The sequence below is a fragment of the Xanthobacter sp. genome, from assembly GCF_041911315.1.
Lineage (GTDB): Bacteria > Pseudomonadota > Alphaproteobacteria > Rhizobiales > Xanthobacteraceae > Xanthobacter > Xanthobacter aminoxidans.
In genome coordinates, this window is the sequence record NZ_JAYRPE010000056.1 from 1 (window position 1) to 17,910 (window position 17,910).

General features: G+C 69.0%; 17 protein-coding genes. 8 read left to right on the forward strand and 9 right to left on the reverse strand.

Features of this window, described 5'->3' with window-relative positions; genetic code table 11:
- Nucleotides 1-880 (forward strand): 3-hydroxyacyl-CoA dehydrogenase family protein (locus ACE3QW_RS15985; RefSeq protein WP_374252462.1); only part of this gene is annotated, 880 nt, incomplete at its 5' end.
- Between the two features lie 78 nt (nucleotides 881-958).
- On the opposite strand, the gene ACE3QW_RS15990 is transcribed toward ACE3QW_RS15985, so the two are convergent.
- Entirely contained in the window at nucleotides 959-2,152 is a 1,194-nt protein-coding gene (locus ACE3QW_RS15990) for an acetyl-CoA acetyltransferase (protein ID WP_374252464.1), read from the reverse strand.
- Nucleotides 2,153-2,167: 15 nt separating this feature from the next.
- Complete coding sequence (locus ACE3QW_RS15995) at nucleotides 2,168-3,613, reverse strand: 3-oxoacyl-[acyl-carrier-protein] synthase III C-terminal domain-containing protein (RefSeq protein WP_374252465.1); 1,446 nt, start codon at nucleotides 3,611-3,613, stop codon at nucleotides 2,168-2,170.
- Between the two features lie 157 nt (nucleotides 3,614-3,770).
- Between ACE3QW_RS15995 and ACE3QW_RS16000 the strand changes: the two genes are divergently transcribed.
- On the forward strand, nucleotides 3,771-4,991 hold the full coding sequence (locus ACE3QW_RS16000; RefSeq protein WP_374252467.1) for an NAD(P)/FAD-dependent oxidoreductase: 1,221 nt from the start codon (nucleotides 3,771-3,773) through the stop codon (nucleotides 4,989-4,991).
- A gap of 154 nt (nucleotides 4,992-5,145) precedes the next feature.
- On the opposite strand, the gene ACE3QW_RS16005 is transcribed toward ACE3QW_RS16000, so the two are convergent.
- Nucleotides 5,146-5,820: a TetR/AcrR family transcriptional regulator gene (locus ACE3QW_RS16005; RefSeq protein WP_374252469.1), complete on the reverse strand. Its 675-nt coding sequence runs from the start codon at nucleotides 5,818-5,820 to the stop codon at nucleotides 5,146-5,148.
- Nucleotides 5,821-6,310: 490 nt separating this feature from the next.
- On the opposite strand from ACE3QW_RS16005, the gene ACE3QW_RS16010 reads away from it, so the two are divergent.
- Together ACE3QW_RS16010 and ACE3QW_RS16015 are read left to right on the forward strand one after the other, a co-directional pair.
- Nucleotides 6,311-7,636, forward strand: coding sequence for a phenylacetate--CoA ligase family protein (locus ACE3QW_RS16010; protein ID WP_374252471.1), 1,326 nt, complete (start codon nucleotides 6,311-6,313; stop codon nucleotides 7,634-7,636).
- A 25-nt stretch (nucleotides 7,637-7,661) separates the two neighbouring features.
- Complete coding sequence (locus ACE3QW_RS16015; RefSeq protein ID WP_374252473.1) at nucleotides 7,662-8,546, forward strand: alpha/beta hydrolase; 885 nt, start codon at nucleotides 7,662-7,664, stop codon at nucleotides 8,544-8,546.
- Between the two features lie 188 nt (nucleotides 8,547-8,734).
- Here the strand turns inward: ACE3QW_RS16015 and ACE3QW_RS16020 are convergent, their stop codons facing one another.
- The 6 genes from ACE3QW_RS16020 to ACE3QW_RS16045 all read right to left on the reverse strand — a co-directional run bounded on the left by ACE3QW_RS16020 (nucleotide 8,735) and on the right by ACE3QW_RS16045 (nucleotide 13,774).
- Nucleotides 8,735-9,853 (reverse strand): CaiB/BaiF CoA transferase family protein, encoded by a 1,119-nt coding sequence (locus ACE3QW_RS16020; RefSeq protein WP_374252474.1) that lies wholly within the window; start codon nucleotides 9,851-9,853, stop codon nucleotides 8,735-8,737.
- A gap of 5 nt (nucleotides 9,854-9,858) precedes the next feature.
- Nucleotides 9,859-10,179, reverse strand: coding sequence for a 2Fe-2S iron-sulfur cluster-binding protein (locus tag ACE3QW_RS16025; RefSeq protein ID WP_374252476.1), 321 nt, complete (start codon nucleotides 10,177-10,179; stop codon nucleotides 9,859-9,861).
- A gap of 37 nt (nucleotides 10,180-10,216) precedes the next feature.
- On the reverse strand, nucleotides 10,217-10,954 hold the full coding sequence (locus ACE3QW_RS16030; protein ID WP_374252478.1) for an SDR family NAD(P)-dependent oxidoreductase: 738 nt from the start codon (nucleotides 10,952-10,954) through the stop codon (nucleotides 10,217-10,219).
- Complete coding sequence (locus tag ACE3QW_RS16035) at nucleotides 10,951-11,781, reverse strand: enoyl-CoA hydratase/isomerase family protein (RefSeq protein ID WP_374252480.1); 831 nt, start codon at nucleotides 11,779-11,781, stop codon at nucleotides 10,951-10,953. The genes ACE3QW_RS16030 and ACE3QW_RS16035 overlap by 4 nt, the downstream gene beginning before the upstream one ends.
- Before the next feature lie 182 nt (nucleotides 11,782-11,963).
- On the reverse strand, nucleotides 11,964-12,497 hold the full coding sequence (locus tag ACE3QW_RS16040; RefSeq protein ID WP_374252482.1) for an aromatic-ring-hydroxylating dioxygenase subunit beta: 534 nt from the start codon (nucleotides 12,495-12,497) through the stop codon (nucleotides 11,964-11,966).
- Nucleotides 12,497-13,774, reverse strand: a complete 1,278-nt coding sequence (locus ACE3QW_RS16045; protein ID WP_374252484.1) for a Rieske 2Fe-2S domain-containing protein — start codon at nucleotides 13,772-13,774, stop codon at nucleotides 12,497-12,499. The genes ACE3QW_RS16040 and ACE3QW_RS16045 overlap by 1 nt, the downstream gene beginning before the upstream one ends.
- Before the next feature lie 385 nt (nucleotides 13,775-14,159).
- Here ACE3QW_RS16045 and ACE3QW_RS16050 point away from each other — a divergent pair, with 385 nt between their 5' ends.
- From ACE3QW_RS16050 to ACE3QW_RS16065, 4 genes are all read left to right on the forward strand, one after another.
- Nucleotides 14,160-15,320, forward strand: a complete 1,161-nt coding sequence (locus ACE3QW_RS16050) for an ABC transporter substrate-binding protein (protein ID WP_374252486.1) — start codon at nucleotides 14,160-14,162, stop codon at nucleotides 15,318-15,320.
- Nucleotides 15,321-15,532: 212 nt separating this feature from the next.
- Entirely contained in the window at nucleotides 15,533-16,405 is an 873-nt protein-coding gene (locus ACE3QW_RS16055; RefSeq protein WP_029557220.1) for a branched-chain amino acid ABC transporter permease, read from the forward strand.
- A gap of 2 nt (nucleotides 16,406-16,407) precedes the next feature.
- On the forward strand, nucleotides 16,408-17,364 hold the full coding sequence (locus ACE3QW_RS16060) for a branched-chain amino acid ABC transporter permease (RefSeq protein ID WP_374252490.1): 957 nt from the start codon (nucleotides 16,408-16,410) through the stop codon (nucleotides 17,362-17,364).
- Nucleotides 17,361-17,910, forward strand: a 550-nt coding sequence (locus ACE3QW_RS16065) for an ATP-binding cassette domain-containing protein (protein WP_374252488.1), incomplete at its 3' end; no start/stop codon positions are given. The genes ACE3QW_RS16060 and ACE3QW_RS16065, both read left to right, overlap by 4 nt.

The following is a 17,910-nucleotide window of genomic DNA, read 5'->3' on the forward strand; positions in this document are numbered from 1 at the left end:
GACCAACACCTCCTATCTCGACCTCGACGCCATCGCCGACGCCACCTCCCGGCCTGAGGACGTGGTGGGCCTGCACTTCTTCGCCCCGGCCAACATCATGAAGCTGCTGGAGGTGGTCAAAGCCACCCACACCGCGCCGGATGTGCTGGCGACCGCCCTCGCTTTGGCGAAGCGCATGGGCAAGCAGCCGGTTGTTGCGGGCAATTGCGACGGCTTCATCGGTAACCGCATCTATGCGGTCTACCGGCGCCACGCGGAATATCTGGTGGAGGACGGGGCCGCGCCCGAACAGGTGGACGCGGCGCTGGAGGCCTTCGGCTTCGCCATGGGCATCTTCGCGGTGTCGGACATGTCGGGCCTCGACATCGCCTACGCCATGAGGAAGCGCCGGGCGGCGACGCGGGACCCGAACGAGCGCTACGTCTCCATCGCCGATACGCTGGTGGAGGCGGGTCGGCTGGGCCGCAAGACCCAAGGCGGCTGGTACGCCTACGATGCAAACGGCACCCGCACGCCTGACCCCGCCGTCATGCAGATCATCGCGGAGGCCCGCGCGGCCAAGGGCATTCAGCCGCGATCCTTCACGCCGGAGCAGATCCAGCTTCGGCTGCTCGCGGTGATGGCCAACGAAGGCGCGAAGGAACTCGCCGAGGGCATCGCGCTGCGGGCGTCCGACATCGACCTCGCCTTCGTCAACGGCTACGGCTTCCCGCGCCTGAAGGGCGGCCCCATGCACGCCGCCGATACCCTCGGCCTCGCCACCATCCTCACCGAGATCAAAGCCGCCCACGCCACCGGCGGCGCCGGCTCCGAACCCGCAGAACTCCTCGCCCAGCTCGTGGCCGAGGGCAGGACTTTCGCAGACTGGCTGAAGGCCTAAGCCACTTGCTGCCAATAAAAAACCCCGCCGCCGGCATGTGCCGGGCGGCGGGGCAGTCAGCGGGCCGCCACGGTCGGATCAGGCGGCACCGACAATGGTGATGGAGCACACGTTCTGCGCCGGCGCGCCGCCCAGATTGTGGGTGAGGGCGAGGCTCGGGTTTGCGAGCTGGCGTTCGCCGGCCTGTCCGGTCAGCTGGAGCCAGCATTCGTAGAGCATGCGCAGGCCGGACGCGCCCACGGGATGGCCGAAGCATTTCAGGCCGCCATCCACCTGGCTGGGCATGGCCCCATCCGCGTCGAAAGTGCCGTCCAGCATGCGTTTCCAGGCGGTGCCTTCGTCGGCGAGGCCGATGTCTTCCAGCGTCACCAGCTCGGTGATGGAGAAGCAGTCGTGTAGCTCGGTGAAGCTCAGCTGCGCGCGCGGATCGACGATGCCCGCCTCCGCATAGGCCCGCTTGGCGGCGATGCGGGCGGTGTGGACGTAGGAGCCGTTCCAGCCGCTGCTCTGCACCTCCCAGCCGTTGGAGGCGACGAGCTGGATGGCCTTCACCAGCACCGGCGTCTTGCCGAGGCTCCGCGCGATCTCCGGCGTGGTGACGATGGCGCAGGCGGCGCCGTCCGACACCGGGCAGCAGTCGAACAGGCCGAGCGGGTCGGCGACCAGTGGTGCATTTACCGCCTGCTCTACGGTGATGGCCTTGCGCAGATGGGCGTTCTTGTTCTTCACCGCATTGGCGTGGCTCTTCATGGAGGTGTGCCCCATGGCCCGCTTGAGGTCGCCGGCGGAGATGTTGTGGCGGGTGCCATAGGCCCGCGCCAGCTGGGCGAAGTTGCCGGGATTCGTGTGTGTCGGCAGATACATGGGCGCGAAGGTGCCGCGCGAGGCCGGGGGCAGGCCGGCAAAGCCGGTGTCCTTCAGCTTCTCGACACCCACCGCCAGAGCGATGTCCACCGCCCCCGACGCCACCGCATAGACGGCGCCGCGAAAGGCTTCCGTGCCGCCGGCGCAGAAGTTTTCCACGCGGGTGACGCCGATGTTCGGCAGGCGCAGCGCCTGGGCCATGGGGGTGCCGGCCTTGCCGGCGCCGATGTCGTCATAATGGGAGGAATACCAGGCCGCGCCGATCTGGTCGGGCGTAATGCCGGCATGGCCCAGCGCCTCCAGATAGGCTTCCGCCATCAGCTCTTCCTGCCCCACGTCCCAGCGCTCGCCGAAGCGCGAGCAGCCCATGCCGAGGATCGCGACCTTGTCCTTGATTCCGTTGGCCATTTTGTCGCCCTCCGGTCAGGCTGCGGCGGACGGCGCGGGGGCCGCGACCGCCTTCCAGAAATAGCGGCGGAAGCCGGTGCGCTCGTCCAGATCCTTGATGCGGAAGACGAAACGCACCGCGTCACCGGGCGAGAGGCGCTCCGCGTCGGGGTCGGTGAAATCCATCATCAGGCGGGCGCCGCCGGGGATGTCGATGAGACCGTAGCAATTGGGCGGGCTGCGGGAGAAGGCGAGGCGGTCGGCGGTGGCGGTGGCAACCGTGCCGCCGAGGTCCGCAAGGGGCCATGGCTGCTGGGTTTCCGCGAACAGGCCCGTCTCCGCGACGGCAAGGCGGGAAGGGGGAAACTGCACCTGTCCCGTCTCTGGGCTGCGGCTGCCGACGAAGCCCAGAAGGGCCTCGGCATTGCGATAGGCCGTGGTCAGCGCCTCATTGACCGGGAAGCGTCCGCGCAGGCCGCGCTCCCACGGCATGAGACCGCGAAAGATGGGGAGTTTCAGATAGTTGGGCTCGGCGATGCCATCCGCCAGCGCGGCCGAGGCGGCGGACGGGAAGGCGCTGATGGCGTCGGTCGCCTCCAGCACCAAAGCGGTCGCGCCCTGCCCGAACTGGGCGACCAGCACCCGCTCGCCGGGGCGCATGTCTTCCATGGCCCGTGCCAGCATGACGAGGGCGTGGGCCGCGCCGGTGTCTCCGCATTCCAGATCAAGGGGTTGCGCGAGTTTCGCGCGGGAGAGGCCGGCGGCCTGCGCCACCGCCTTGGCCGCGCCGGGGATGACGCAGGGGAGGGCGAAATGGTCGATGTCGGCGGCGGAAAGCTGCGCCTTTCCAAGGGCTTCCGCGATGGCGCGGGGCACGAGGTCGAGGAAGCCCTCTTCCCGCACCCAGCGCTCCTCCCAATCGGTCGTGAGCGGCCGGTCGGCGGCGCGGTAGCGCTCGATGAAAGGGGCGGAGAGGCTGGCCCCGCCGCGATAGGTGAGGAGGTTCGGCCCGCATCCGACGAGGGCGCTGACACCCCCATCCGCATAGCGCATTTCGGCGATGCCACCCGGGGTATTCAGCGGCATATCGGCGGCTGTCAGCAATGCCGGTTCGGCGGATTCGAGAGCTGCATGCAAAGCGAGCAGTCCGCACCGCATCGTACCTCCCACATCCTGCGTCCGGGTCGCCTCGGGGAGGCGAAGGGCGGCATGGACGAGGGCGGCCTGCTGCGGCTCGGCGAAGACCGGGGTGGTGGTGGCGAAGGTGAGGGCGCGGACAGCCGTTCGTGCCTCCGGAACCTGCGCGAGGCAGGCGCGGGCGGCGGCCACGGCCATGGTGATGGGGTCTTCGTCCCAATAGGCCAAAGTGCGGGTGCCGCGGGTCTCCCCACGGGGGCAGAGCCAGCCCATGGCGGCGGCCATGGCGGCGCGCTGGAGGCGCAGGCGCGGCAGATGGATTGCGAGTGCTGTGATGCCCGTCATGTGGTGCCCGTCTGTGCGGCCGGGGGAGGGGGCTTCACCGGCGTCCACGCGCCGAACGTCGGGGCCGACGGCGCGCGGGAAAGCCGATTGCCGCCCGCATTTCGGCAGTATAATAATCAGAACGTTCGGTCAATCAATATCCAGAACGGGGGACGCCATGGATCAGGAGCACATCTGCATCGTCGGGGCCGGGCAGGCCGCCGCCTCCCTCGCGCTGCGCCTGCGGCATGGCGGCTATTCCGGTGCGCTGACAATCTATGGCGACGAGCCGCATCCGCCCTATCAGCGTCCGCCGCTCTCCAAGGCCTATCTCAAGCGGGAGTGGACCGTGGACCGGCTCTATCTCCGCCCCGCCGAATTCTGGAGAGGCCTCGGCGTCGATGTGGTGACGGGCGCGCCTGTCACCGCGCTCGATCCGGTCGCCCGCACGCTGGAGGTGGGTGGGCGCAGTGTGGCGTGGACGAAGCTGGCGCTGGCCACCGGCACGCGTCCCCGCCCGCTGCCGCCGGAATTCTCCGGCCTGACAGGCATCTACGAGCTGCGCAGCCTCGCCGATGCGGACCGGCTGGAAGGCGAGATCCGCCCCGGCCGGCGGCTCCTCGTGCTCGGCGGCGGCTATGTGGGGCTGGAGACGGCGGCGGTGGCGGCGAAGGCCGGGCTCACCGTCACCGTGGTGGAGCGGGCCGCGCGCATTCTCGAGCGCGTCGCCTGCGCCGAGACCTCCGACGCCATCCGCGCGCTCCACGCGAGCCATGGCGTGCGCATCCTCGAAGGCCGCAGCGTGGCCGGGGTGGAGGCGCGGGATGGTGCTGTCGCCGCGGTGACGCTGGACGACGGCACGCGCGTGGAGGTGGATGCGGTGCTGGTGGGCATCGGCGTCCTGCCGCGCGACGAACTCGCCCGCGCGGCCGGCATCACCTGCGAGAACGGCATCGTGGTGGACGCGCCCGGCCGCACCTCGGCGCCCGGCATCTGGGCGGCGGGCGATTGTGCGTCCTTCCCTTTCCAGGGCCTGCCGACGCGGCTGGAAAGCGTGCAGAATGCGGTGGACCAGGCGGAATGCGCCGCCGACGACATGCTCGGCCACACCCGCGCCTATGCGCCGGTGCCGTGGTTCTGGTCCGACCAGTACGACATGAAGCTCCAGATCGTGGGCCTCAATCGCGGCTATGACGCGGTGCTGCGCCGCCGTTCGGAGCGGGGCGAATCGCTCTGGTATTTCCGCGACGGGCGGATGATCGCCGTGGACGCCCTCAACGATGCGCGCACCTACATGGCGGCGAAGAAGCTGCTGGAGGCGGGCGCGGTTCTGATGCTGGACGAGGTGGCGGCGGAGGGGTTCGACCCGGTGGCGCGGATGAAGCGGCCGGCGGCGTGAGGGGGGGTGCTGTCATGGCCGGGCTTGTCCCGGCCATCCACGTCGGGCCGATAGTGCCAGTCATGGAAATTGGCGCCCGGCCGCACCACGTGGATGCCCGGGACGAGCCCGGGCATGACGGCTTGTGCGAAACCCTCGGTCCCTTCGGCGAGCCTCACTCCTTCGCGCCGCGCCCCTCATGCCGGCTCCCATGCCGCCCCTCCGGCTTGGCGTGCGCCGTGCCGCCGTTCGCCGGCGCGGGGGCGTTGGAATAGCCCTTCACGAAGAGGTCCACCGTGCGGTCGGCCAGCTCGTTGGGCGTCACGGCGCCGTCGGCGTGGTACCACGTATAGGTCCAGTTGATCATGCCGAAGAACAGCATGGTGTCCACGTGGGCGGTGCTGGAATGGGCGAGGTCCGGCCGCAGCTGCAACAGGATGTCCCGGACATAGGCGATCAGCTCGCGCTGCTTGGCCACCAGCACCTTGCGCGTCTCGGGCGCGAGGAACTCGGCACAGGTGAGCAGGGCCACATGCTGGTCCCGCGAGACGGAATAGACATCGAGGAACAGGCGGGTGAGCTGGCGGAAGCGCTCCTCCGGGTCCTGATAGCCGTAGAGGGTCTGCCGGCACTTCATGAGGAGGCTTTCCACATGCGAGGTCAGCATGTCGGAAAGGATCGCCTCCTTGGAGGTGAAATAGTGATAGAGCCGGGACTTGGAGCACTCGCACGCCTCGGCGATGTCGCCGATGGAGGTGGCCGCATAGCCGCGCTGCGCGAACACGGACGCCGCCCGCTCGAGGATGGTGTCGTGAATGTTGTCGTATTCGGCTGAGCGCGTTCTCGCCACGGCGGCCACACCTGCAAGAATGTTCCGATCATTCGGTCTATAAGCGCATGGGGCGGCGGTGCCAAGGGCGGCTGGCGCGGGAGGGGTCTGTCTGAAGCCGTTCAAAAGCGCGCGAAGGACGGGGCGTGGCTTATCCTTCGGGTAGAATAAGCGTGCGGCCTCTTCCCGCCGTCATGGCCGGGCTTGTCCCGGCCATCCACGTCGAGCCGATTTCACGGGTGTTTCAGACCTGTTTCCGGCCCGACCACGTGGATGCCCGGGACAGGCCCGGGCATGACGGCTGCACGGGATCTCCGGGCCTTCCCCCACCCCGCCGCCGCAGGTGCCTTCCCCGCCTTCCCCATGGTAGCCTCGCCGGGCATCTCGGCGTGGAGGTTGATGCAGATCAAAATCGCCGTTTACATAGACCATCCGTTCGGTCTATTAATTCGCCAACCGGGAGCGGCCACAAGAGCCGCGTGTTTCAACGGTCGGATGGGGGAGGAGCCACATGCAGCATCCTGAGGTGGAGTCGCTCGATCGCGACGGTATTCTGAAGCTCCAGCGCGAGGGCCTTGCCGGCCTCGGCGCGCGTCTGGCGCAATGCGACACCTGGAAGGCCCATTTCGCGCAGGCCGGCATGAAGCCGGAGGACCTTGCCTCCGAGGACGGCCTCGCCAACGCGCCCTTCATGGACAAGTCGCTGCTGCGCGACCTCTACCCCTTCCCCTTCCTCACCGTGCCCATGGACAAGGTGGAGCGCTTCGTCGCGACGTCAGGCACCACCGGCCTGCCGGTGACCTTCGGCATGACGAAGAACGACCTGCACAGCCTGCTGCCGTCGCAGATGGCGCGCCTGCTCACTGCCGCCGGCGTGAAGCCGGGCTTCCGCGCCTATCAGGGCTATGGCTACGGCCTGTGGATCGGCGGCCCGGCGCTGGATGCCGGCTTCTCCGCCGTGGGCTGCACCAATTTCCCCATCGGCCCCGGCCGCGGCGAGCTGGCCGCCCGCTGGCTGCGCGACCACGCCTATGACGTCGCCTCCATGTCGCCCTTGTGGCTGATGACCTTGGTGCAGGCGGCCAAGCACCAGGGCATCAACCCGCGCACGGACTGGACGCTGAAGGTCGCCATTCTCGGCGGCCAGTCGGTCTCGGCCGAGTTCCGCGCGCAGCTGGAAGCCGAGATGCCCGAGGGCTTCATGAGCCACAACATCTACGGCACCACGGAAGCCGGCGGGCCGATCCTCGCCATCTCCACGCCCTTCACCCACGCCGACGACGAATTGCAGCTCCTCAACGAGGATACGGTGATCGTCGAGATCCTCGATCCCAAGACCATGAAGCCGGTGTCCGAGGGCGAGGTGGGCGAGATCGTCATCACCACCCTGCGCAAGGAAGCATCCCCGGTGGTGCGCTGGCGCACGCGCGACCTCGTGCGGCTCTCCCCGCGTCCCTATGACTGCCCCTCGGGCCGGCGCGGCATGCGCAAGATAGGCAGGATCATCGGGCGCACCGACGACATGATCAAGTTCAAGGGCGTCATCGTTTTCCCGTCCCAGATCGAGGACGTGATCGCCGGCATTCCCGGCCTCGCCAAGGAAGCCTGGCAGATCTACGTGGACAAGGAAGCCACCACCATCGGCAAGATGACCGTGGCGGTGGAGGCGGTCGCCGCCTCGCAGCGTCCGGGCGAGGATGCGGCGGCCGACGTGCGGCGCGAGATCAAGGCCCGCCTCGGCATCAACGTGAACGTGGAGTGCCACCCGGAAGGGGAGCTGCCGCGCTACGAGGCCAAGGCCACGCGCGTGCTGCACCGGCCCGAAGCGACCCACTGAGGCCGTCTTGACCGAGGCCCTTCCCATGGACGCACCCGCCTTCGAGCGGGTGCGTGCGCGCATCGCCGCCGCCACCTCCGCCTGGGCGGCGGGGATGACGCTGGCCGAGATCCGCGACAGCTTCGAGGCCTTCCTCGGGGCGGGCGAGGGTGCGCCGGAGGTGGTGCGCACGCCGCTCCCCCTCGCCGGCCTGCCCGCCTGCGCCTTCGACGCGCCGGGGGGCGATGCCGCCCGCGTGCTGCTCTATTGCCACGGCGGCGGCTTCCAGATCGGCTCCATCCGCTCCCATGCGGGGCTGATGGCGCGGATCGCGGCGGCGAGCGGGGTGCGGGTGATTGGCTTCGACTATCGCCTCGCCCCCGAGCACCGCTTTCCGGCGGCGCATGACGACGCTTTCGCCGTCTATCGCGCGCTGGTGGAGGCGGGGGAAACGCCGCTCGCGCTGGTGGGGGATTCCGCCGGCGGGGCGCTGGCGCTGGGCACGGTGATGCGCGCGCGGAATGCGGGATTGCCGTTGCCAAAGGCGCTGGGGCTGCTTTCGCCGTGGCTCGATCTCACCATGGGCGGGGAGAGCTACACGGCGCTGGCGGACAAGGACATCTTCTCCCGCCCCGAGCAATTGAAGGCCATGGCGCGCACCTATCTCGGCCGCGACAACCGGCCGGACGATCCCGCCGCCTCGCCGGTGCTCGGCGATCTTTCCGGCCTGCCGCCGATGCTGGTCCATGCGGGTGGGCACGACATCACGCTCGACGACAGCCACCTCCTCGCCCGCCGCGCGGCGGAACAGGGTGGGCGGGTGGCGGTCGAGGTGTTCCCCGGCATGTGCCACCATTTCCAGGTGTTCGAGGAGCTGCCCGAGGCGGCCCAATCCCTCGCGCGCATCGGCGCCTTCCTGCGCGCGCTCTGACCCCCGGCCCTCCTCCCGACGGCTGGACCCTCGTCCGCGTCGCCAGAGCCGGGCCCACTCGCCGGCCTCCCGCCACCGCCGGGAGGCCGGTTTTTTCGTGGGTTTGACGCTTTGTGCGGGCTTTCCTCACCGCCCGTCATGACGGCTGGTGCGTGGGGCCGTCGTCCGAACGAGGTCGCGGATTCAGCTCAATCCAGCCGCGCCGGATCGAGCCCCCAGCCGGCGAGGATGGCCCGTCCGTCCGCCCCCGGTGCCGCCGGTCCGTGGGCGACCGCGGACGGCGTGGCGGAGAAGCGGGGGGCGGGGGCGGGCTGGGTGACGCCGTCCACGGTGACGAACGCCCCGCGCGCCTGCGCATGGGGATGGGCGGCGGCCTCGTCCCAGTCGAGGATGGGGGTGACGCAGGCGTCCGTGCCGGCGAACAAGTCCGCCCAGTGGTCGCGCGGCTCACTGAGGAACAGCGCGGCGAGGCGCGCGCGCAGCTTGCCCCAGGAGGCGGGATCGGCGGCGTGGGTGAAGTCGGCGGCGTCCAGACCCAGCCGCTCGAGGAGGATGCGGTGGAAGCGGCCCTCCACCGGCGCCACGGCGAGGAACTTCCCGTCCGCGCAGGCATAGGTGCCGTAGAAATAGGCCCCGCCATCCAGCAGGTTCGCCGCGCGCGCATTGCTCCACATCCCGCCGGCGCGGAAGCCCCAGAACAGCGCGGCGAGGAGGGAGGCGCCGTCCGTCATGGCCGCGTCCACCACCTGGCCCTGCCCGCTGGTCTTGGCGGCGAGCAGCGCCGCCACCATGCCGAACGCCATCAGCATCCCCCCGCCGCCGAAATCGGCCACGAGGTTGAGCGGCACGGGCGGCGGCGCATCAGCCGGGCCGATGGCTGCCAGCGCGCCGGTCAATCCGAGATAATTGAGATCGTGCCCGGCCGCGTCCTTCAGCGGCCCCTCCTGCCCCCAGCCGGTCATGCGGCCGTAGACGAGGCGTGGATGGGCGGCAAGGCACGGCTCGGGCCCGAGGCCGAGGCGCTCCATGACACCCGGCCGGAAGCCCTCGATGAGGCCGTCCGCGCGGGCGATGAGATCGCGCATCGCGCCGAGGTCGCCCTCGGCCTTGAGGTCGAGGGCGATGGAGCGGCGGCCGCGCGCCAGCACGTCGAAGCGCGTGTTCATGAGCGGGATGTCCGCCCGCGCGCCCTTCTGGTGGATGCGGATGACCTCCGCTCCCGCATCCGCCAGCATCATGGCGGCGAAGGGGGCGGGGCCGAGGCCCACCATCTCGACGATGCGCAGTCCCGAAAGCGGACCCGGCATCGCCCTCAGCCCTGGCTGGCGGGCAGGTGGACGACGAGGCCGTCCAGCGCCGGCGCCACCTTCACCTGGCAGGAGAGGCGGGAGGTGTCGCGCACGTCCTCGGCGAATTCGAGCATGTCGCGTTCCATGCCGGTGGCTTCGCCGACGGTGGCGGACCATGCGGGGTCCACATGCACATGGCAGGTGGCGCAGGAGCAGGCACCGCCGCACTCGGCGACGATGCCGGGCACATTGGCGCGGCGGGCGCATTCCATGACGGAGAGCCCGTCATCCGCATCGATCTCGATGCGCTCGGCGGCGGGGGTGACGAAGACGATGCGGGTCATGGGGGGCTTCCAGTGTCTTGGTCTTGCTTCACGAAAATCAGGCGCCGCAGCCCATGCCGCCGGACACGCCCAGCACCTCGCCGGTGACGAAGGAGGCGCCGGGCGAGGCGAGGAAGGCCACCGCCGCCGCCACCTCCTCCGGCTCGCCCATGCGGCGCAGGAGGGTGAGGGCGGCCATGTCGGCGAGGATCTTCTCGCCCACCTCCGCCACCGCCCGCTCCACCATGGGGGTGCGGATGGGGCCGGGCGCGACGGCGTTCGCTGTGATGCCGTAGCGGGCATTCTCGCGGGCGATGGAGCGGGTGAAGCCGATGAGCCCGGCCTTGGCGGCGGCATAGACCGCCCCGCCCTTGGAGCCCAGCCGCCCGGCTTCGGAGGCCACGTTCACCAGCCGCCCGTAGCGGGCCGCCTGCATGGCGGGCAGCGCGAGGCGGGTGAAGAGGAAGGCGGTTTCCAGGTTCACCGAGAGCAGGAAGCGCCAGTCGTCCACGGTGGTGTCGGTGAAGAAGGCGTGCTGGTCGGCGCCGATATTGTTCACCAGCACGTCGAACGGGCCGTGGGCGGCGAACAGCGCCTGCGCGGCCGCCGCGTCCGTCCCGTCCATATGGACGAAGGTGGTGCCGGTTTCCGCCGCGAGCGCGGTGCCGGCGGTGGCATCGCGATCGCAGAAGGTCACGGCCATGCCGTCCGCGCCGAGCTGGCGGACGATGGCGGCGCCGATGCCGGCACCGCCTCCCGTGACGAGCGCCCGGCGCGGGGTGTTCGGCGCGGTCATCGGCCGGTGAAGACGGGCTTGCGCTTCTCGATCACCGCCGCGAGGCCTTCCCGGCTGTCGGCGGTGAAGGAGAGTTCGGAGACGGTGCGCGCCTCCTCCGGCAAGGCGCGCTCCACGTCCAGCGCGTTCCACAACAGGCGCTTGGTGGCGGCCATGGCGAGGGGCGCGCCAGCGGCGTAGAAGCGCGCGGCCTTGCCGGCTTCCTCGGTGAGCGCGTCGTCCGGCACGCACTTGGTGATGAGGCCGATGGACTGCGCCTCCTCGGCACTCACCACGCGGTTGGAGAGCATGATTTCCGCCGCGCGGCGGAAGCCCACGAGATGGGGCAGGATGACCGAGGCGCCGGCATCCGGCGCCATGCCCACCCGCGTCGCGCCGGCCATGAACTTGGCGCCCGCGCCGGCGATCACGATGTCGGAGGCGCAGACGAGGCCGAGCCCGCCGCCGCCCGCCGCATAGCCGTGCACCTCGGTGACGACGATGGCCTTCAGGCGGATGAGGGCGCCGATGGCGACCTGGAGATAGGCCGTCACCTCGCGCAGGAAATCGCCCAGCGCCTCGCCCTTGGAGGCGAACTCGCGCACGTCGCCGCCGGCGCAGAAATTGGCGCCCGCGCCGCGCAGATGCACCACCCGCACATGGGCGGAGCGATGCACCACCATGATGGCCTTGTAGAGCGCCTGCATCAGCTCGATGTTCATACCGTTGGCCGAGCCGGGGCGGTTGAGCGTGAGGGTCGCGACGCCATCGGCATAATCGAGCAGGACGGGGCCTTCGGCGATCCAGCTTTCGGGGGCGGGGCTGCTGTGTGGGGTGCTGTGTGTCATGGGTGCCTCTGGGGGCGGGAGGGGAGGGCGCGGCTTGAGCGGCCTTCGCCGACCGTCATGGCCGGGCTTGTCCCGGCCATCCACGTGGCTCGGCCGGAAATAGTTCTGCGGACAATCGCGCTATCGGTCCGACGTGGATGCCCGGCACAAGGCCGGGCATGACGGCGCGAGGGGGCCGCCGCTCACACCAGGAACGACAGCGTGTAGATCGGCTTGTTGTTGTTCACGAGGCAGATCTTCTTGCGCACCAGGCGGAAGCCGTCGTCCGTCATGCGCAGGCGGTAGGTGTTGCGCGCCGCCCAGAGGGTGTCGCCGCGCAAATTGTCCTCGTAGATGAGGACGTTGGCGCGCACGTCCACCTCGGGGCCGCGCACCTCGGCGATCTCGATGTTGGAGATCACGCGGGCCAGCTCCGAGCGCGGCGTCTGGGTGTGGCGACGGCCGGTCTTGAGCTGGCGGATGCGCACGCCGATGCGCGAGCGGTTGTCGTAGAGCACCGACATTTCCTTCTCGGGGTCGGTGTCATCGCCATTGGCCGGGACCCAGTAGATGGCGTCGTCGGTCCAGAGCGCCTCCCACCCGTCGTAATCGTGGGTGTCGGCGAGGCGGGCCTCCAGATAGAGGAACTGTGCCACCTGATGGTTGAGCGTCGCCGGCTCGAGCTTGCCGAGGTCGGGGGCGGAGGCGTCCGCGAAGGAATGGGCGAGGGCGGTCATCAGCGGGCCTCCGTCATCAGGTTCAGATAGTGGCGCCAGATGCCGCGCTGCGGCGTCTCGTCGGTGGAATGGGCGATGCGGAAGCCGTTCTCGTCGAGGCGCTCGCGGTGCAGGCCGCGAGAGAGCACCAGCCATTCGGGATCGAGGATCTGCGCGCCGCGATGGTTGCGCTCGTACATCTCGGTATCGTCGGCGAGCAGCAGGCCGGCGGGGCCCACCGAGCCCATGGTCTGCTGGCGCAGGCGGCGGTTGATGTCCGGCGCGCCCTTGAACTGCACGGCGGTGACATGCTGGATGGTCTCGTCCACCGCCACCGGCTGGAGCACGAAGATCTGGATCTCGGCGATGAAGAGGTTCGGGAAGATCATGACGTGGGGCGAGCCGTCGATCATGATCTCGCGCGCCCGCTCCTCGCCGTAGGCCGCGTTCATGCTCTTCACATAGTCGGGCAGACGCTCCGGCGTGGTGCCGAACCACTGGAGCGGCTTGTCGTGCTTGCGCCATTCGGGGCGCAGGTCGAACTCGGTGTGGCCGTTGCCATAGTCGCGGGTGAGGGCAGTCGAATCCGCGCCGTAGAGGCTGCCGATGCCGGAGCTGGTCACCTGGAACACCGAGCCGTGGACGAAGCCGGGGTGGTAGCCGTCCGTCTCGTTCTCCAGCATGAACTTCCAGTTGGCCTTGGTGCGGTGCTGGAGGAAGCCCGCCGTCAGCTCCAGCTCGCCGGTGGGCGAGTTGTCGAGCAGCTGGTCGAGGGCCGCCTTGGCGCCGCCGAGATGCTCTTCCAGCGAGATGCCCTCGGCCGCCATGGAGCCGAAGACGAAGCCGCGATAGATGGAGATGCGCGGCACCTTGCCGAGGTTCAGCCCCGCCTTGCTCTGGCCCTCATAGCCCTCCGGCAGGGCATAGCCCATGAGGTCGCCGGTGTTGGAGAAGGTCCAGGAGTGATAGGGACAGGTGAAGCTGGTGCGGTTGCCCTTCTGGTAGGCGCACAGCTGGTTGCCGCGATGGGGGCACTTGTTGAGCAGGAGGCGGACCTCGCCTTCCCGGTCCCGCACCATCAGCACCGGCATGGGGCCGATGGACTTGGTGACGTAATCGTTCTTGTTGGGAATTTCGCTGGTATGGCCCACATAGACCCAGGTCTTGTACCAGATCTTCTCCAGCTCTTCCTGGAAGATGGCGGGATCATAATAAAGACGGCTGTTGATGCGCGCGGGCTCGATGAGCGCGCGATAGTCGTGGGCCTGTGCGGCCTCGGACACGGCGGCGTGCGGCATGGCGGTCCACCCCTGATGCGACGTTGGATTGTCGGATAATTCATCGAACGATCGATCTAAGTATTCTCGCGTTCCTTGAGCCATGTCAAGCGGCGTCCTGCGACCGGCCGACGCAAATTCTTTCCGCGTCCGCCGCTGAGAGACCGCCCAAAGGCGCGCTTAACGCCCTGAAAGACCCAAAAATTTCCGCCCGGCTGACGTTGCGTTGAAGTGCTCAAGATTCTGGTGGAAATGCGAACGGATCTGAATTAAAAAGACCGAACGATCTAACGATAATAGATCGAAGCGTGATGCCCCCTCGCTTTCTCCCGCAGGCTTGTCTCCTCAGGCTTGTCCGCGGTGGCGACGGCTCGGCGGCGTCACCCATCAATTCTGGGGAGGACACATGAAGAGCATTGTCACGGGCGCCCTCGCGCTGGCCCTCATGGCCACCGCCGCCACCACCGCCGCGACCACCACCGCCCTCGCCGACATCAAGATCGGCGCCGTGGTCTCCGAGACGGGACCGGCCTCCTCCCTCGGCGATCCCGAGGCCAAGACCATCCGCATGATGGTGGAGGAGCTGAACGCCAAGGGCGGCATCAAGGGCGAGAAGGCCAAGCTCGTTCTCTATGACGACGGCGGCGACCCCTCCAAGGCCAAGACCTTCGCCACCCGCCTCGTGGAAGACGACGGCGTCGTCGCCATGGTCGGCGGCACCACCACCGGCACCTCGCTCGCCATCCTCGCCGTGGCGGAGGAGAGCAAGGTGCCCTTCATCTCGCTGGCCGGCGCCATCGAGATCATCGATCCGGTGAAGCCCTTCACCTTCAAGACCCCGCACACCGACCGCATGGCGTGCCAGAAGATCTTCGACGACATGAAGTCGCGCGGCCTGACGAAGATCGGCCTCATCTCCGGCACCGACGGCTTCGGCGCCTCCATGCGCACCCAGTGCATCGCGGTGGCCAAGACCTCCGGCATCGAGATCGTCGCCGACGAGACCTATGGCCCGAAGGATGCGGACATGACCCCGCAGCTCACCAACATCCGCAACAAGCCGGGCATCCAGGCGGTGCTCAACACCGGCTTCGGCCAGGGGCCGGCCACCATCACCCGCAACTATGCGCAGCTGGGCATCACCCTGCCGCTCTACCAGTCCCACGGCGTCGCTTCCAACGCCTTCATCGAGCTGTCCGGCGCCAAGAATGCCGAGGGCGTGCGCCTGCCCGGCACCGCGCTGCTCGTGGGCGAGCTGCTCGACCCCAAGGACCCGCAGAAGAATGTGGTGCTGGCCTACAAGGCGAGCTTCGAGAAGGCGGCCGGCGGCGCGCCGGTCTCCACCTTCGGCGGCTATGCCCATGACGCCATGCGCATCCTCACCGAGGCGCTGGCCAAGGCGCCGTCCGCCAAGCCCGCCGCCATCCGCGATGCCATCGAGGGCACCACGGGCCTCGTCGGCACCACCGGCACCTACAATTACGCGAAGACTGATCATCTCGGCCTCGATCTCTCCGCCTTCCGCATGCTGGAAATCAGCAACGGCGGCTGGAAGCTGGTGAAGTAGAGGGGCCTGCCCGGTCCTTCGGTCCGCCGGTCTTCCGCCACCGGTCCACGGCCGCCGTCAGGGGCGGCCGTGGGCTCCCTCACCAAAGACAAGCCGCCCCCGCCGGATGCGCCGCACCCGGCGGCACGGCGCGGCACCCCTTCCACACAGCGTGAGGCGGCCTGCCGGTATCCACCCGGCGCCGTCTCGAACCGCCCGCGGGGAGCGAGCGCATGTCCGATCTGCTGCAATTCCTGGTGTCCGGGGTCACGGTGGGCGCGGTCTATGCCCTCGTCGCCCTCGGCTTCACCATCATCTACAACGCCTCCGACGTGGTGAACTTCGCCCAGGGCGAGTTCGTGATGCTGGGCGGCATGATCAGCGTCGCCGGCGTCGCCGCCGGGCTGCCCTTGCCGCTCGCGGCGCTCATCGCCATCGCGCTCACGGCGGCCATCGGCGTGGCGCTGAACACCTTCGCCATCGAGCCGGCGCGCGGCGCGCCCGTGGTGTCGCTCATCATCATCACCATCGGCGCCTCCATCTTCATCCGGGGCGTCACCCAGATCGTGCTCGACAAGGGCACCCACCGGCTGCCCTCCTTCTCCGGCGACGATCCCATCCATGTGCTGGGCGCCACCGTGCTGCCGCAGAGCCTGTGGGTGGTGGCGGGGGCGGTGGCCATCTTCGTGGCGCTGTGGCTGTTCTTCACCCGCACGCTCACCGGCCGCGCGGTGCTCGCCACCTCCAACAATCGCCTCGCGGCGCAGCTCGTGGGCATCAACACGCGCTTCGTGATGACGCTGTCCTTCGCCCTCTCCGCCGCCATCGGCGCGCTGGCGGGCGTGCTCATCACCCCCATCCTGCCCACCAGCTTCGAGATCGGCATCTCGCTGGCGCTGAAGGGCTTCGCCGCCGCCATGCTGGGCGGCATGGGCAACCCCAAGGGGGCGCTGGCGGGCGGGCTGCTGCTCGGCCTCATGGAGGCGCTGACGGCGGGCTACATCTCCTCCCACTATAAGGATGCGGTGGCCTTCTTCGTCATCCTCGCCGTGCTGTTCGCCTTCCCGCGCGGCCTCTACGGCAGCAATCCGGTGGAGCGCGTGTGACCATGCGGCTCTCCCCGAAGCAGTCCACCCTGCTGGTGCTGGCGGTGCTGATGATCGCCAGTCCCTTCTTCTTCCCGTCGAACTATTACTACCGCGTCGGCTCGCTGGTCTTCGTCAATTCCATCGCGGTGGTGGGCATCGTCATCCTCACCGGCTATGCCGGCCAGATCAGCCTCGGCCATGCCGGCTTCCTCGGCATCGGTGGCTATGCCTGTGCGCTGCTGCCGGCGCATTTCGGCCTGCCTCCGGCGCTGGCGGTGGTGGCCGGCGCGGCGATTTCCGGCGCCATCGCCTATGTCGTGGGCCGGCCCATCCTGAAGCTGAAGGGCTATTACCTCGCGGTGGCGACGCTAGGCTTCGGCGTGCTGGTGTCCATGGTGCTCGCCAATGAAGGCTGGCTGACGGGCGGGCCGGACGGCATCAAGGTGCCCGATCCCGGCCTGCGCGCGCTGCTGGAGCAGGTGGGTATCGAACTCACCAACCCGCAATTCTGGTACGCCTTCTGCGGCCTCGTGCTGTTCATCGGCGCGTGGCTCGCGCTGAACCTGCGCGAAAGCCCCACCGGCCGGGCGCTGCGGGCGCTGCACGGCTCGGAGGTGGCGGCGCGCACGGCGGGCATCGACATCGCGAAGGCGAAGCTGAACGCCTTCGTCATCTCCGCCGTCTATGCCTCCGTCGCCGGCTCCCTGCTGGCCTTGCAGAACCGGCTCATCACGCCCGATGTGGCGGGCTTCATGCACTCCATCGAGCTTGTCACCATGGCGGTGCTGGGCGGGGCGGGCTCGGTGCTGGGCGGCATCTTCGGCGCGGCGCTGCTCACCCTGCTGCCGCAGGTGCTCACCGTGCTGCAGGATTACGAGCACGTGGTGCTGGGCCTCGTGATGATGGGGGTGATGATCTTCCTGCCGGCGGGGCTCATCCCCAGCGCCCGGCGCCTGCTGCGGGGGAGGGGGGAATGAGCCTTTTGCAAGTGGAAGGCCTCGGCATCTCCTTCGGCGGCGTCACGGCGGTCAACGACGTGTCCTTCGCGCTGGATCAGGGCAAGATCGTCTCGGTCATCGGCCCCAACGGGGCGGGCAAGACCACGCTCTTCAACATGATCTCCGGCGTCTATCTGCCCAAATCCGGCAAGGTGCGCCTCGACGGCGAGGACGTGACCGGCCTGCGGCCCGACCTGCTGGCGGTGCGCGGCATGTCGCGCACCTTCCAGAACCTCCAGATCTTCCAGGAGATGAGCGTTCTGGAGAACGTCATCGTCGGCTTCCATATGCACGAGCGCGGGCCGGTGCTAGCCGATCTGTTCGCCCTTCCCGGCTCGCGCAAGCGGGCGCGGGCGGCGGCCAACACCATCCTCTCGCGTATCGCGGCCGAGGAAGAGGCGCGCACAATTCGCGAGATCCGGGCGCCGGCTCTCGGCGACAGGCAGCTTTCCGAGGTGGGCGAGCGCTTCGGCGCGCAGCATTTCCAGCGCGCGGATGCCGATGCGCAGGTGCTGGTCCACGCGC

Coding starts and splice junctions, on each gene's coding strand:
- ACE3QW_RS15990 (WP_374252464.1), bottom strand. CDS start 2,152: ATGGCCAACGGAATCAAGGACAAGGTCGCGATCCTCGGCATGGGCTGC.
- ACE3QW_RS15995 (WP_374252465.1), bottom strand. CDS start 3,613: ATGACGGGCATCACAGCACTCGCAATCCATCTGCCGCGCCTGCGCCTC.
- ACE3QW_RS16000 (WP_374252467.1), top strand. CDS start 3,771: ATGGATCAGGAGCACATCTGCATCGTCGGGGCCGGGCAGGCCGCCGCC.
- ACE3QW_RS16010 (WP_374252471.1), top strand. CDS start 6,311: ATGCAGCATCCTGAGGTGGAGTCGCTCGATCGCGACGGTATTCTGAAG.
- ACE3QW_RS16015 (WP_374252473.1), top strand. CDS start 7,662: ATGGACGCACCCGCCTTCGAGCGGGTGCGTGCGCGCATCGCCGCCGCC.
- ACE3QW_RS16020 (WP_374252474.1), bottom strand. CDS start 9,853: ATGCCGGGTCCGCTTTCGGGACTGCGCATCGTCGAGATGGTGGGCCTC.
- ACE3QW_RS16025 (WP_374252476.1), bottom strand. CDS start 10,179: ATGACCCGCATCGTCTTCGTCACCCCCGCCGCCGAGCGCATCGAGATC.
- ACE3QW_RS16030 (WP_374252478.1), bottom strand. CDS start 10,954: ATGACCGCGCCGAACACCCCGCGCCGGGCGCTCGTCACGGGAGGCGGT.
- ACE3QW_RS16035 (WP_374252480.1), bottom strand. CDS start 11,781: ATGACACACAGCACCCCACACAGCAGCCCCGCCCCCGAAAGCTGGATC.
- ACE3QW_RS16040 (WP_374252482.1), bottom strand. CDS start 12,497: ATGACCGCCCTCGCCCATTCCTTCGCGGACGCCTCCGCCCCCGACCTC.
- ACE3QW_RS16045 (WP_374252484.1), bottom strand. CDS start 13,774: ATGCCGCACGCCGCCGTGTCCGAGGCCGCACAGGCCCACGACTATCGC.
- ACE3QW_RS16050 (WP_374252486.1), top strand. CDS start 14,160: ATGAAGAGCATTGTCACGGGCGCCCTCGCGCTGGCCCTCATGGCCACC.
- ACE3QW_RS16055 (WP_029557220.1), top strand. CDS start 15,533: ATGTCCGATCTGCTGCAATTCCTGGTGTCCGGGGTCACGGTGGGCGCG.
- ACE3QW_RS16060 (WP_374252490.1), top strand. CDS start 16,408: ATGCGGCTCTCCCCGAAGCAGTCCACCCTGCTGGTGCTGGCGGTGCTG.